Below are 14723 nucleotides of genomic sequence, written 5' to 3'. Positions count from 1 at the left end.
TGCACGATCACAAAGGCCTCGCGAATGCGGGGCCTTTTGTTTTCTACGTAAGCCGAAACTAAAATCAGTTTCCTGAGGTTATCCGCTCGTCAAACTTTACCGGCTTAGCGGCTTCGCTGTTGAGATCCCGGGTTAAATAGATGCCGGTCAGCAAACCAATCGCGGAGAGCGCCAGAACGTAATATGCCGGTGCCATTGGTGTCACGCGCATGATCAGCGTGACAAAAATCGGCGTCAGCCCGCCGAAAATGGCGTATGCAACGTTGTAAGAAAATGAAATCCCCGTAAAACGTACTTCGGCCGGAAAGGCGCGAACCAGCACGTAAGGCACCGCACCGACGATCCCGACGCTGAAGCCGACCAGCGCGTACATGCCCATCAGCATGGAAGGGTCAGCGGCCACAGAATGATAGAATGACCAGCTACAGATGCCGAGGAACAGACTGCCAACGATGAAAGTCTTGCTGGCACCCAGACGGTCGACGATCCAGCCCGCCGCAATGCACCCGAAGGTCAGCGCGATGGTCGCCAGACTATTTGCCTGCAGCGCCTGCGCAGCCGGAATACCGAATTGCTTTTGCAGATAGGTTGGCGTCATGAGAATGACCACCACGATGCCTGCAGATAGCAGCCAGGTCATCAGCATTGATACCACAATCTCTTTCTTATGATTGACCACTACCGATTTTAGCGGCAGTCCATCGGTCAACGTTTTATGCGCTTTCATCTCAAGGAAGATCGGCGTCTCCTGCAACCAGCGGCGTAAATACATCGCGAACAGGCCAAAAATACCGCCAAGGAAGAACGGAATACGCCAGCCAAAATCGCTGATTGCCGCAGGCGTCATCGCGCTGTTCAGCACGGTTGCCACCAGAGAACCGAGCAGAATACCTGCCGTCAGTCCGGCGGTCAGCGTGCCGCAAGCAAAGCCAATGCGGTTTCTCGGCACATGTTCAGCCACAAAGACCCACGCCCCCGGCACTTCCCCGCCAATCGCTGCGCCCTGTAAGACGCGCATCAGCAATAAGAGCAACGGAGCTGCAATGCCGATAGAAGCATAAGTTGGCAGCAAACCCATCGCCAGCGTCGGCAAGGCCATGAGTAAAATACTCAGGCTGAACATGCGCTTACGGCCAACCAAATCGCCAAAGTGTGCCATGACAATGCCGCCGAGCGGACGCGCCAGATAACCAGCCGCGAAGATCCCAAACGTCTGAACCTGGCGTAACCAGTCAGGCATATCCGCAGGGAAGAAGAGATCGCCGATAACCGCAGCGAAGAAGACGAAAATGATGAAGTCGTAGAATTCGAGGGCGCCGCCCAGCGCAGCGAGGGACAGCGTTTTGAAATCCTGCCGGTTCAACCGGCGCGATTGTGCGTGTTGCATAAGAGTCCGTGTGACACCAGAGTGTGAATTGAAAAAAGGTTTTGCCGCCTCATGTAAAGTAATCATTACTATAGCGGCAAATAATTTTCACACCAGTCAACCTGAATCTTATGTCAGCATATTTTCAAAAACCGTCAGTATTCAGATTTTTGTATCGCGGCGGGCACTCTTCGGGCGAAAAGCTGCTACAACGTCGTCATGCGTTTCTATATAGGGCCCGTCCAGCAGCTGAATGCAGTACGGCACGCTGGCAAAAATCCCGGACACAATCACTTTACCGTCAGCATCTTTCAAGCCTTCCAGCGTTTCCTGAATCGATTTCGGCTGGCCCGGCAGATTCAGGATCAAGGCCTGTTTGCGGATCACGCCCACCTGACGGGATAAAATCGCCGTCGGCACAAAGTGCAGGCTGATCTGACGCATCTGTTCGCCAAAGCCAGGCATCTCGCGGTCGGCGATGGCCAGCGTGGCGTCCGGTGTCACATCACGGCGCGCCGGGCCGGTGCCGCCTGTGGTCAGTACCAGATGACAACCACTTTCGTCAACCAGCTCGCTGATAGCCTGTTCAATCAAAGGCTGCTCATCAGGGATCAATTTCTTTTCCAGCGTAAACGGCGTGATCAGCGCTTTTTCCAGCCACGCTTCCAGCGCCGGGATCCCCTTATCCTGATAAATACCGTTCGACGCGCGATCCGACACTGACACCAGACCAATTCGCAATTTATCCATGTCCTGTTTCCCCTGAATTATTCCCGGCAAAAGCTACCGTCATCAGTCCTCAGTATATCGATAACGGCACGCGGGTTTTATCACTCAGACAAATTTTTACCGCAGCCCCGGATTTCAGGCACAAAAAAAGCGGCTCAAGGGCCGCTTTTGCTGAAAACTGAATGCTGATTACAGCAGGTCAGAAATCATTTTTTCCAGTTTGCCCTGGTCTACAGCAAACTTACGGATGCCATCAGCCAGTTTGTCGATAGCCATTGGGTCCTGGTTGTGATCCCAGTAGAACTGAGATTCAGTCAGTGGCGCAGGACGCGCTTTGGTTTCGCCGGAGAAGGACAGCTTACGTTCCAGCGGGCCTTCACTTTCTGCCAGTTCTTTCAGCAGTGCAGGTGCGATGGTCAAACGGTCACAGCCAGCCAGTTCAATGATTTCGCCGATGTTACGGAAGCTTGCGCCCATCACGACAGTTTCGTAGCCGTGTTGTTTGTAGTATTCGTAGATTTCGGTTACAGACACAACGCCCGGATCTTCGTTCGGCGCGAACTCTTTTTTGTCGCCATTGGCTTTGTACCAGTCAAGAATACGGCCAACGAATGGAGAGATCAGGAAGACGCCCGCTTCAGCACACGCACGAGCCTGTGCGAAGGAGAACAGCAGCGTCAGGTTACAGTTGATGCCTTCTTTTTCCAGTTTCTCCGCCGCGCGGATGCCCTGCCAGGTAGAAGCCAGTTTGATCAGGATGCGGTCGTTGCTGATGCCCGCTTCGTTATACAGTTTGATCAGGCGTTTTGCTTTGGCAATGCTGGCGTCGGTGTCGTAAGACATGCGCGCATCGACTTCAGTCGAAATGCGGCCAGGGATCAGTTTCAGAATTTCCAGACCGATGTTCACTGCCAGCTTGTCAGCGGCATCAGTGATCTGCTGAGCGTGATCGCTGCTCTGGTCACGTGCCCAGGCGATTGCTTCGTCGATCAGTTTACGGTATTCAGGAATTTGTGCAGCGCTCAGGATCAGTGACGGGTTGGTGGTCGCATCCTGCGGCTGGTACAACTTCATTGCCGCGATATCTCCGGTGTCAGCTACAACCTGAGTCATTTGGCGTAGGGAAGTCAGTTTATCGGTCATTTTGGCATATCTCATCGTTTGGACGTTTTCGTATAGGCATTTTCATGCCTTGCCTTTGGCTGATGATAACATGCAAAAAGCCACGCGCAAGGCGCATATCACGGCATGCTCGGCTACGAACATCATGGATTTTTCCACCTTCCAAAACACACAAATTTAGCCAAAATGAATATGTTCCCTGCCCGTTAAAAAAGGTATGTTAGCCCTCCGGCGCGAGGTGTACGCCCGGGCCCGACATAAAACGATGAACAGTAAATCAAACAAGGATAAGTCATGAACGAGCTACTGGAATTTTTCGATACCGTTCTCTGGAGCTCTATCCTGATTTATCTGTTACTTGGAACCGGCATTTATCTCAGTATTCGCCTCGGTTTCATTCAGTTTCGCCGCTTCCGCCATATGTTTTCCCGCACGCTTTTCAAACATCATCCCGACCACAGAGGTTCCACCGTCTGGAGTGCGCTCTGCCTGAGCCTTTCATCGCGTATTGGTACGGGGAATCTGACCGGTGTCGCAATTGCCGTGACACTCGGTGGCCCCGGCGCAATATTCTGGATGTGGGTCATCGCGATGTTCAGCATGGCGACGGCAATGATCGAAAATACGCTGGCGCAGATTTATAAGGGGACCGGACTCAATGGCAAATTCCGCGGCGGACCGGCTGACTACATGGAAAAAGGGCTGGGAATGCGCTGGATGGGCATTCTGTTTTCATTCCTGATTGTGATTTCCTGCGGATTTATTTTCATTGCCTTACAGGCCAACGCCATCGCGCAAGCCTCTTTCCATCTGTTGCATACTCCGGCACTGACCACCGCCTTCGTACTCGCCGCGCTGACGGCCTTGCTGATTTTTGGCGGCATCCGTTCTATTACGCGGGTGACACGCAGCTTAATCCCGCTGATTGCACTGGGATATTTGCTGCTGGCTGTCTGGGTGATTGGTCACAACGTGGAAAAACTGCCACAGGTGCTGGCGCTGGTATTCAAAAGCGCATTCGGCTTGCAGGAAGCGGCCTCCGGGGCGTTGGCGTTTGGGGTTACGCAGGCTATCACGCAGGGTATGCAGCGCGGCGTATTCGCCAGCGAAGCGGGTGTCGGCTCCTCGCCTAATGCCGCTGCAATGGCTTCAGTCAGCCATCCGGCGGCACTCGGTTTTAATCAGATGCTGGCAGTATTTATCGATACCGTGGTGATCTGCACGGCGACGGCGCTGATCATTCTGACCTCCGGCGCACTCGATAATCCCGACACGCCTTCCAGCATTTCGCTGTTGCACCAGGCAATTTCCCCGACGATGTCAGGTTGGAGCAATATCGTGCTCGCGGTGCTGGTATTTACTTTTGCCTTCACCTCCATCTCAGGTAATTACGCCTATGCGGAAAATAACCTGGGTTTCGTGCGTATCGCTTCTGCCGGCAAACTACTGATTTTCCGCCTTTTAGTGATCGTAATGGTATTCGCGGGCTGCCTGATGGAATTGCAGGTGCTCTGGAAGCTGGCGGATATCTTTATGGCACTGATGGCGCTGCTTAATCTCACCGCCCTGCTGTTGCTTTCGGGCGTCGCTGTCAAAGTTGTGAAAGACTACGAACGTCAGCAACGTATGGGGAAAACCCCTGTTTTCAATCCGAACCATTTTCCTGAGTTACGCGGCCAGCTTGAGCCGGGGATCTGGGGCAAACAACCGCATCAAAAATGATTATGCCTATCGCTGATATTTTCGCCCGCGCGCCATTTTAGTGACTTTTTTGCTACAGTAGAGCAACGAAAACTTCCCGAATCTGAACCGTCACTGACCAAACGGACGCACTATGCTGACCATTATTTCTCCTGCCAAAACGCTCGATTACGAAAGCCCGCTTGCGACAACGCGCTATACCCAGCCCGAGCTGCTGGATAAATCCAGCGAACTGATCACCGTGGCGCGCAAAATGTCGCCTGCACAGATCTCTTCTCTGATGGGGATCAGCGATAAACTCGCACATTTGAACGCCGAAAGGTTCAACGACTGGCAGCCGGATTTCACGCCAAAGAATGCACGTCAGGCGCTTCTGGCCTTCAAAGGTGATGTTTATACCGGTTTGCAGGCGGAAGATTTCAGCGAGAAAGATTTTGATTTTGCCCAGAAACATCTGCGTATGTTGTCCGGCTTATACGGCCTGCTCCGCCCGCTGGATTTGATGATGCCGTACCGTCTGGAAATGGGAATTCGCCTGGAAAATCCGCAGGGTGCGAATCTGTATGCCTTCTGGGGGGAACTGCTGACGAAAAAACTTAACCTGCTTTTAAACGAACAGAAAAGCAAAGTGCTGGTGAATCTGGCGTCTGACGAATACTTCAAAACCGTGAAACCCAAACTGCTGGATGGCGAAATCATCAAGCCGGTCTTCCTCGATGAAAAAAACGGCAAATACAAAGTTATCAGCTTCTATGCCAAAAAAGCGCGTGGCCTGATGAGCCGCTTCATTATCAAAGAGCGTCTGGATAAACCGCAACAGTTGCAGGATTTCAATCTGGAAGGTTATTCGTTTGATGAATCGCGTTCGCAGGGCAACGAGCTGGTATTTACCCGCCCTGAACGTTAACTCAGCGAAATGACAGAGATAAAAAAACCCTCGCGAAGAGGGTTTTTGCATTTAGAAGACCGCCTAGTTATTCAGGCAGCGCCATCAGGAAAGCACGCATTTCACTGAAATCGGCCGGCAGATTATGCGACAACAGCGGCAGATCAGCGCGCTCAGCCAGTTCTTTCGGCAGACCGATGTCCTGACCCAGAATCGACTCCACGCTTTCTTTGAATTTCGCCGGATGTGCGGTACCGATGAACAGACCGAATTCACCCGGTTGCAGCTGATCGCGCAGCACACGGTAAGCTATCGCGGCGTGCGGTTCAGAAATATAACCGATGTCCGCCAGTTCGCGCATCGCGTCTTCAGTGGTGTCATCGCTGACCGCACCAAACCCGAGATCTTTCAGCTGCCAGATTTTACGGCGATAAAGTTCTTCCACGCGCGGCCAGTTGTTTGGCTGGCTGACGTCCATTGCATTTGACAGCGTTGCGACGGTTTTCTTCGGTTCCCATTCCCCGTTAGACAGGAAACGCGGCACGGTGTCATTGGCATTAGTGGCAGCGATAAAACGTTTGATTGGCAGGCCAAGAGATTTGGCCAGCAAACCGGCAGTCAGGTCGCCAAAGTTGCCGCTTGGCACCGACACCACCAGCTGATTGCGCGCTTCCTGAGGCAGTTGGGCAACCGCTTCAAAGTAGTAGCAAATCTGCGCCAGCAGACGGCTGATGTTGATGGAGTTCGCCGAGTTCAGCTTCAGCGCGTGTTTCAGTTCTTCGTCATCAAACGCCTGTTTCACCAGCGCCTGACAGGCATCGAAATCGCCATCGATCGCCACGGTGTGAATGTTGCCACCGAGAGTACAGAACAGTTTTTCCTGCAGCGGGCTGATTTTGCCGCGAGGATACAGAATCACCACGCGCACATTTTTCATGCCGTGGAATGCATGAGCCACCGCCGCGCCGGTATCACCAGAGGTCGCGGTCAGAATGGTCACTGGCTGGTCGCCTGACACCTGGGTCAGGATCTGCGCCATGAAGCGGCCACCGAAATCTTTAAACGCCAGCGTCGGGCCGTGGAACAGCTCCAGACAGGCGATGTCTTCTTCCACTTTGGCGACCGGCGCGGGGAACGCAAACGCATTTTTGACGCGCTGATGTAACTCGTCTTCAGGAATTTCATCGCCGATGAAAGCAGAAAGAATGCGGCTGCTGCGGGTCACGAAATCCAGCTCCAGCAGACGGTCGATTTCGGTCAGTTCAAACTCCGGCAAGTCCAGCGGGAAGAATAAGCCCTGCTGTTTACCCAAACCTTGTTTAACGGCCTGAGCAAAGCTGACCTGCTCGTTGTGATCCTTCAGGTTGTACAGTTTCATTTGTTATCCCAGTAAATTTTCGAGTTATCCCAACACCCGCGCACCGGCGGTATCAAGACGACAAATATGAACAAAGCCTTCGTCATTTTGCAGATAGTGTGTCTGCAACCAGTCAGCCATACGTTTCGCCGTTGCGCTGTCATTACAGACTGCAAACAGCGTCGGGCCGGAACCGGAAATTCCGCACGCCAGCGCACCAATTTCTTCGGCGGCGCTGCGCGCTTGTGCAAAGCCCGGCAGCAGACGGGTACGGTACGGCTCGGCAATCACGTCCTTCATCAGCTTCGCAGCCAGCAAGGGTTGCTGCGTGTGGCAGGCGTGAATAAAGCCCGCCAGATAACGTCCGTGGCTGATGCAATCCTGACGGCGATATTGCGCCGGTAAAATCGCGCGCGCTTCCGCCGTCGAGACTTTAATCCCCGGATACGCCATCACCCACAGCCAGTCGTCAAAACTGGGGACGTTCTGGCTGATAATATCCAGCTCTTCCAGCATCAGCTGGATACCACCGAGATAGCACGGCGCGACGTTATCAAAATGTACGCTGCCTGAAATACGCCCTTCCAGCTCACCCATCAGAGCCAGCATCTGGTTTTCACTCAACGGCTTACCGCAGAACTCGTTCATCGCCATCAGACCGGCGACCACCGAACAGGCACTGGAACCGAGACCTGAGCCAATCGGCATGTTTTTTTCCAGCGTCATCGCTACCGGCACGTCTTTACCAATCTCCTGACAAAAACGCTGCCAGCACTGATAAACGATATTGTCTTCCATGCGATCCGGCAGTTTGGAGACAAACCGGCCTTCGCTTTTCAGGCTGAATTCTGTCGCTGCTTCGACCGACACACAGTCGCCGAGCAGCGTTCCGTCCACCGGAGAAACCGCTGCGCCCAAAACGTCGAAACCGACGCTGACGTTCCCAATTGAAGCCGGGGCATACACCTTAACCATATTAAACTCCTAACTTCCATGACAGCGTTCGCAAAAGATCGGCAAACACACCTGCCGCCGTCACATCATTACCGGCACCGTAACCGCGCAGAACCAACGGCAACGGCTGATAATAGCGACTATAAAACGCCAGCGCATTCTCACCATTTTTTACTTTATAAAGCGGGTCATTACCATCGACGGCGTCGATTTTTACTTTGCAGCGCCCTTCTTCGATGGCACCGACATAGCGCAACACTTTGCCTTCAGCGGTTGCCTGAGCAACGCGTTTCGCAAATTCCGCATCCAGCTGCGGCAAACGCGCGACGAAGGTATTCACATCCCCTTCGGAATTGAAAGAAGGCGGTAAAACGGATTCCACATCGATGTCGCTCAGTTCCAGAACGTATCCGGCCTCACGCGCCAGGATCAGCAGCTTACGCGCCACGTCCATGCCCGACAGGTCATCACGCGGATCCGGCTCGGTGTAGCCCATATCGCGCGCCTGTAAGGTGGCCGCAGACAGTGACATCCCTTCGTCCAGCTTGCCGAAGATGAACGACAGTGAACCGGAGAGGATCCCGGAGAAACGCAGCAGTTCATCACCGGCGTTCAGCAGATTTTGCAGATTCTCGATCACCGGCAAACCGGCGCCGACATTCGTGTCGTACAAGAACTTACGGCGCGAGCCATCCGCTGCTTTACGCAGCTGATAGTAATAATTCATCGACGAAGTATTGGCTTTTTTGTTCGGCGTGACGACGTGGAAACCGTCAGTCAGGAAATCCGCGTACTGATCGGCCACTTCCTGGCTGGAGGTACAGTCCACGATCACCGGGTTCAGCAGATGATATTCCTTCACCAGACGGATCAGCCGCCCCAGATTCAGCGGCTCTTTCGCCGCCGCCAGCTCGTCCTGCCAGCTCTCGAGTGCAATACCGTGCACGTTGGTTAACAACGCGCGGGAGTTGGCGATGCCGCACACACGCAGATCGATATGTTTGGTTTTTAGCCATGCCTGCTGGCGGCGGATCTGTTCGATCAACGCGCCGCCGACGCCGCCGACGCCAATCAGGAAGACCTCGATGACCTGATCGGTGTTAAACAGCATCTGGTGGCTAACGCGTACGCCGGTAGTCGCGTCTTCATTATTGACGACGACGGAGATCGAACGCTCGGAAGAGCCCTGGGCAATGGCCACGATATTGATGTTGGCGCGCGCCAGTGCGGAGAAAAATTTGGCTGAGATGCCGCGCAGGGTGCGCATGCCGTCACCGACGACTGAAATGACCGCCAGTTTCTCCATCACGTCCAGCGGCTCCAGCAGGCCGTCTTTCAGCTCAAGATAGAATTCGTCTTCCAGCGCTTTACGCGCGCGCTCCAGCTCATTTTGCGGTACGCAGAAGCTGATACTGTATTCAGAAGAAGACTGCGTGATCAGCACCACCGAAATCCCGGAGCGGGACATCACGGCGAAAACGCGCGCTGCCATGCCGATCATCCCTTTCATCCCCGGCCCGGAGACGTTGATCATCGCCATATTATTCAGGTTGGTGATGCCTTTGACCGGCGTATTGTCACCCAGGCTTTCGCTGCCGATCAGCGTGCCGGGCGCCTGAGGATTGGTGGTGTTTTTGATAAGGCAGGGGATCTGAAACTGAGCAATAGGCAGGATGGTGCGCGGGTGAAGCACTTTCGCACCAAAGTACGACAGCTCCATCGCTTCCTGATACGACATCGATTTCAGCAGGCGGGCATCAGGCACGATGCGCGGGTCGCAGGTATATACACCGTCGACGTCAGTCCAGATTTCACAGCAGTCTGCACGTAAACAGGCAGCCAGCACGGCGGCGGAATAGTCGGAGCCGTTACGCCCGAGAACCACCAGTTCGCCTTTGTCGTTGCCGGCGGTGAAACCGGCCATCAGCACAATGTGGTCAGCCGGGATGGCACTGGCCGCAATGCGGCGGGTAGATTCGTTGATATCGACGGTAGATTCAAGGTAATGGCCTTGCGCCAGCAGCTTCTCAACCGGATTGATGACAGTAACGCCGAAACCTTTGGCAATGAATACCGCTTCCATGATGGCGATGGAAAGCTTTTCGCCACGACAGATGATAGAGGCGTTAACGCTATCCGGACACTGCCCCAGCAGGGCGATGCCATGCAGCAGTTGCCTGAGCTGTGCGAATTCGTGATCGACAAAGGCTTTCACTTTTGGCAGATCAAAACCCGGCTGCGCTTCCGCCAGTCCGGTGATCAACTGTCCAAAAATGCTTTCTGCATCACTCATGATGGTATGAATGTCCTGCCCTGCGACAGTTCGCTCAATCATGGCGACCAGAGAGTTGGTAATTTTGGCAGGTGCAGATAATACCGTTGCGACCTGTCCCTGACGCGCATTGCTTTCCATAATGTCCGCAACCCGCAAAAAGCGTTCTGCGTTTGCTACTGAGGTCCCGCCAAATTTCAACACTCGCATTTCTGATTCTCTCCTGAAGCTCGTCGTTTAAAGTGTTAAAAAAAAAGCCCGCACTGGTTAGGTGCGGGCTTTTTTTCTTTTTTCCTGTACGCGTCAGCCCGCCCCGTTACCTATGGTATCGGTGGTGGTAATAATTGTTGTGTTCAGGCTGATGATTCGCATTTTTATTTTCTGTCTGTCTTAGAGTTTTTACGCTGTCTGCCTCTATTAGCTAAAGCATAAGGCAGAGCAAGTCAAATTTTTTCTGATTTTGTACCGTCAGTCACGGACGGTACAAAATGAACAATCCGCTGCATTTAAAAATAATTCCAGCGTAATTAACAGGGGTAATCATACCATGCAGAAGAATACACTGCCTGAAAGAAAAAACCCCTCACATCATGAGTTCAGCTTTTTTTCGATGTCATGCAACAAAGTGTGCAGCATGGCGGCATCCCGCTGCTCTAAAAGTCCGAGGCGCTGCTGCACCCAGTCGGCCAGTTTTTGGTCATCTTCTGCGCCGACATTTTGCAGTAATCGGTCCACTCTGGCACGCAACGCGGTGAGCTGTCCTGCCTCGGCATTTTCACGGCGCGCAGCGGCAACCTGATTCAGTGAAGACAGTTGATAGCAGAACACCATCACCGCCTGCCCAAGATTCAGTGAAGGATAATCCGCCACCATCGGCACGCCGGTCAGAATATCAGCCAGCTCCAGTTCTTCGTTGGTCAGGCCGGAATCTTCACGCCCGAATACCAGCGCCGCATGATTCACCCAGTGGCTTTTCTCCTCTAACTGCGTCAGCAACTGGGGTGGCGTGCAGTAGTAGTGGAAACGTGCGCGGCTGCGGGCGGTGGTCGCCACGGTGAAATCGATATCGGCCAGCGCGTCAGCCAGCGTTGCGAAATGCTGAGCATTTTGCAGGATCTCCTGCGAACCGTGCGCGACCCAGCCGGCTTCCGGTTTGAGATGCGCCTCACTGTCGACAATACGCAAGGATGCGAAGCCCATGGTTTTCATGGCACGCGCCGCCGCCCCGACATTTTCAGGGCGCGCAGGGGAAACCAAAATAATATGAAGTTGCATGTCGTACCTTCGCAAAGAGTGAGAAAGAAATTGTCGTGTGTTGTTTAGCGATGCATTTTTATCCTGCGCCGGAACCTATTCAACGCCTATATTATTCACAAGAACTTAACAGCCGACCTAATATATTCATCCATTTTATCGGAAAACCTTAGCTGACAGGTAAAAAACCGGCTGGCGCGGTTAAGCAAAGTTCGTAAAAATTTAAATCATTATTTTTCATGGGGATATATAATAACGACTCAGACGTTTTTTGCATTTATCTGCGCTGACTTTGTCAATTGCTGAATCGTGTACAATAAAGGACGAAATGTGACTCAAGCGTGCATTCTTATAAGTGTTTTTCACGTTTCTGTTGCCGTGCTACAATTGAACTTGATATATGTCAACAAATCGTAGTTTTGTTGGGTGGTAATTTCGGCACTCGCTGTTATATTGCTGTTAATAAGGTTAGGATGTGCGCCGCTTTAGGACCACGTGGAACTGCAGAAAGTGGAATCCCTGACCAAGCTTGCGATGTTGTTGCCGTTGATGGAAATTGCATCGAGAACGCATTTACGTACTTTAGTCATGTAACGAGTGAGATAGCTGTAAGCTGTCGCAATTCATCGGGATAACAAGGACTTCTGTACTCCTATTTTCTATTTGTTGGCAATCTTAGGTAGCAATCATGCAGACCCCACATATTCTGATCGTCGAAGACGAGTTAGTGACACGTAATACGTTAAAGAGCATTTTCGAAGCCGAAGGCTACATGGTACATGAAGCTAATGACGGCGCAGAAATGCACCACATCCTGTCCGAAAATGACATTAATCTGGTGATCATGGACATCAATCTGCCAGGCAAAAATGGCCTGCTGCTGGCGCGTGAACTGCGTGAACAAGCCAGCGTTGCACTGATGTTCCTGACCGGCCGCGACAACGAAGTCGATAAAATTCTGGGCCTTGAAATCGGCGCTGATGATTACATCACGAAGCCATTCAACCCGCGTGAGCTGACTATCCGCGCTCGCAACCTGCTTTCCCGCACGATGAACCTGGGTACTGCCGGTGAAGAACGTCGTCTGGTTGAAAGCTACAAATTCAATGGCTGGGAATTAGACATCAACAGCCGTTCACTGGTCAGCCCGCAGGGCGAGCAGTACAAGTTACCACGCAGTGAATTCCGCGCCATGCTGCACTTCTGCGAAAACCCGGGCAAGATCCAAACCCGTGGCGATCTGCTGAAGAAAATGACCGGCCGCGAACTGAAGCCACATGACCGTACCGTGGACGTGACGATCCGCCGCATTCGTAAACACTTCGAAGCGACGCCTGATACACCAGAAATCATCGCCACCATTCACGGCGAAGGCTACCGTTTCTGCGGTGATCTGGAAGACTGATCCCGCTGATGCATACAGAGGGTTGCCAACCGTTCTGTTGCACAGTGAGTCAACGGAAAAGGCCAGCGAAAGCTGGCCTTTTCTTTTATGCGCTATCTTGCCGCAAAAATACGCTGACTTACGGTGCCGGATGACCCCACGGAATGATTGGCACGGCGCTTAGCGCGTTTTTCGGTGAACCATCCACGACTTTGTCGGAATAGCTCAGGTAAATAAGCGCGTTACGTTTCTCATCATAAAAACGCACCACCTGGAGCTTTTTAAACACCAGAGACGTACGTTTCTGAAATACGACTGTACCTTTATCCTGGCCCTGCTTAATCTTATCGCTTAACTCGATAGGCCCAACCTGCTGGCAGGAAATCGCCGCATCTGACGTATCTTCCGCCAGACCCAGTCCTCCCTTGATACCTCCGGTTTTTGCGCGGCTGATATAACAGGTTACATTTTTAATATCAGGATCATCAAAGGCCTCAACCACGATTTTGTGATCCGGACCGAAGAGTTTGAAGACCGTATCCACCGATCCCACTTGCTCAGCATGAGCTGCGCCAGAACAAAAAACAAACATCCCAAAAACAAAAATCCAACACTTATTCATTAAGTTACTCCACGTCATGAACATGACGTTGTTTTTTAAAGAAACCCCACTCAGAAAGTGTGTATTCACACCTTTGGAATGAAATACTCTGTAACACCTGTAAATAGCACAGATAGCCAAAAAATTCTTAAGAAGTCTTATCAGTAAAAAGTTGCTATTATGCTGGCCATCATTCTGTGCATTTATCTTAGCTCAACGAGGACGATCTATGGATCAAGCAGGAATCATTCGTGACCTACTTAGCTGGTTAGAAACCCATTTAGACCAGCCTTTGTCACTCGACAATGTCGCCGCTAAGGCTGGCTATTCCAAGTGGCACCTGCAGCGAATGTTTAAAGATGTCACTAATAATGCCATCGGTGCATACATCCGTGCCCGTCGCCTCTCTAAAGCGGCTGTCGCACTGCGCCTGACCAGTCGCCCGATTTTAGATATTGCCCTTCAGTACCGTTTTGACTCGCAACAAACGTTTACCCGGGCTTTCAAAAAGCAGTTTGCACAGACTCCCGCACTGTATCGCCGCGCTGAAGACTGGCACTCGTTCGGCATTTGTCCACCGATCCGCCTCGGTGCGTTTATTCTGCCGCAGCCTGAGTATATCTCACTGCCGGAACAACACCTGATTGGGATGACACAGAGTTACGCCTGTACGCTGGAGCAAATTACCACGTACCGTAACGAGATGCGCCGTCACTTCTGGCGTCAGTACATTGGCGAAGCGAAAACGCTGCCGCCAATCCTTTACGGCCTGCACCATTCTCGTCCAAGCCAGGAAAAGGATGATGAACAGGAAGTGATGTACACCACGGCGCTGGAACCGAATCATTTGCCGGAAAACGTAGAAGGTCAGCCGATTGTGTTGCAGGAAGGGGAATATGCCATGTTCCATTACCACGGCACGCCTGAGCATTTACAGGAATTCATTCTGACCTTGTACAGCACCTGTTTACCGACGCTAAAACTGACACGCCGAAAGGGACAGGACATCGAACGCTTCTACACGAACGGCCGCGCACCGGGCACGACGCCGACGGAAGTAGAGTGTGATTACCTGATCCCGATCCGCCGCTAATAGC

At 52.4% G+C, this 14723-nt stretch carries 13 protein-coding genes and 1 other annotated feature; of the genes, 4 read left to right on the top strand and 9 right to left on the bottom strand.

The genetic code is table 11. The features are described from left to right. Positions 1 to 64 precede the first annotated feature (64 nt). The 3 genes from ACMHLI_RS00450 to tal all read right to left on the bottom strand — a co-directional run bounded on the left by ACMHLI_RS00450 (position 65) and on the right by tal (position 3238). Positions 65 to 1387, bottom strand: coding sequence for an MFS transporter (locus ACMHLI_RS00450; protein WP_413527781.1), 1323 nt, complete (start codon positions 1385 to 1387; stop codon positions 65 to 67). A gap of 141 nt (positions 1388 to 1528) precedes the next feature. Then, a complete protein-coding gene (mog, locus tag ACMHLI_RS00445) occupies positions 1529 to 2116 on the bottom strand; it encodes a molybdopterin adenylyltransferase (protein WP_413527780.1) in 588 nt (195 codons plus the stop codon). Positions 2117 to 2284: 168 nt separating this feature from the next. Next, positions 2285 to 3238 carry a transaldolase gene (gene tal / locus ACMHLI_RS00440; protein WP_112168232.1) on the bottom strand — a complete coding sequence of 318 codons (954 nt, stop codon included), beginning with the start codon at positions 3236 to 3238 and terminating at the stop codon, positions 2285 to 2287. A gap of 273 nt (positions 3239 to 3511) precedes the next feature. Between tal and ACMHLI_RS00435 the strand changes: the two genes are divergently transcribed. Continuing rightward, the gene (locus ACMHLI_RS00435) at positions 3512 to 4939 is read left to right on the top strand and encodes an alanine/glycine:cation symporter family protein (RefSeq protein WP_413527779.1); all 1428 of its coding nucleotides are present in this window, start codon (positions 3512 to 3514) and stop codon (positions 4937 to 4939) included. 112 nt (positions 4940 to 5051) lie between these two features. Next, positions 5052 to 5825, top strand: a complete 774-nt coding sequence (yaaA, locus tag ACMHLI_RS00430; RefSeq protein WP_413527778.1) for a peroxide stress protein YaaA — start codon at positions 5052 to 5054, stop codon at positions 5823 to 5825. A 67-nt stretch (positions 5826 to 5892) separates the two neighbouring features. Here the strand turns inward: yaaA and thrC are convergent, their stop codons facing one another. The 5 genes from thrC to ACMHLI_RS00405 all read right to left on the bottom strand — a co-directional run bounded on the left by thrC (position 5893) and on the right by ACMHLI_RS00405 (position 11662). After that, positions 5893 to 7182 (bottom strand): threonine synthase, encoded by a 1290-nt coding sequence (gene thrC, locus ACMHLI_RS00425; protein ID WP_413527777.1) that lies wholly within the window; start codon positions 7180 to 7182, stop codon positions 5893 to 5895. 24 nt (positions 7183 to 7206) lie between these two features. Continuing rightward, complete coding sequence (gene thrB, locus ACMHLI_RS00420; RefSeq protein WP_213051400.1) at positions 7207 to 8136, bottom strand: homoserine kinase; 930 nt, start codon at positions 8134 to 8136, stop codon at positions 7207 to 7209. 1 nt (position 8137) lies between these two features. Continuing rightward, positions 8138 to 10597 carry a bifunctional aspartate kinase/homoserine dehydrogenase I gene (gene thrA / locus ACMHLI_RS00415; RefSeq protein WP_413527776.1) on the bottom strand — a complete coding sequence of 820 codons (2460 nt, stop codon included), beginning with the start codon at positions 10595 to 10597 and terminating at the stop codon, positions 8138 to 8140. A 37-nt stretch (positions 10598 to 10634) separates the two neighbouring features. After that, positions 10635 to 10752, bottom strand: a sequence feature (Thr leader region). Continuing rightward, positions 10691 to 10759 (bottom strand): thr operon leader peptide, encoded by a 69-nt coding sequence (thrL, locus tag ACMHLI_RS00410; protein ID WP_413527959.1) that lies wholly within the window; start codon positions 10757 to 10759, stop codon positions 10691 to 10693. Its footprint overlaps the feature before it by 62 nt. Positions 10760 to 10975: 216 nt before the next feature. After that, positions 10976 to 11662, bottom strand: coding sequence for a tRNA/rRNA methyltransferase (locus tag ACMHLI_RS00405; RefSeq protein WP_413527775.1), 687 nt, complete (start codon positions 11660 to 11662; stop codon positions 10976 to 10978). A gap of 667 nt (positions 11663 to 12329) precedes the next feature. On the opposite strand from ACMHLI_RS00405, the gene arcA reads away from it, so the two are divergent. Beyond that, entirely contained in the window at positions 12330 to 13046 is a 717-nt protein-coding gene (gene arcA, locus ACMHLI_RS00400; protein WP_413527774.1) for a two-component system response regulator ArcA, read from the top strand. 118 nt (positions 13047 to 13164) lie between these two features. Here arcA and creA read toward each other — a convergent pair whose 3' ends face one another. After that, complete coding sequence (gene creA, locus ACMHLI_RS00395) at positions 13165 to 13647, bottom strand: protein CreA (RefSeq protein WP_413527958.1); 483 nt, start codon at positions 13645 to 13647, stop codon at positions 13165 to 13167. A 208-nt stretch (positions 13648 to 13855) separates the two neighbouring features. Between creA and robA the strand changes: the two genes are divergently transcribed. Next, on the top strand, positions 13856 to 14719 hold the full coding sequence (gene robA / locus ACMHLI_RS00390; RefSeq protein ID WP_112168190.1) for an MDR efflux pump AcrAB transcriptional activator RobA: 864 nt from the start codon (positions 13856 to 13858) through the stop codon (positions 14717 to 14719). The last annotated feature ends 4 nt before the right edge of the window (positions 14720 to 14723 follow it).

The organism is Rahnella inusitata, from assembly GCF_965118895.1.
Classification (GTDB): Bacteria; Pseudomonadota; Gammaproteobacteria; order Enterobacterales; family Enterobacteriaceae; genus Rahnella; species Rahnella inusitata_A.
Note: the sequence above shows the minus strand (reverse complement) of the source record. Positions and strands in the feature narration are given on the sequence as shown.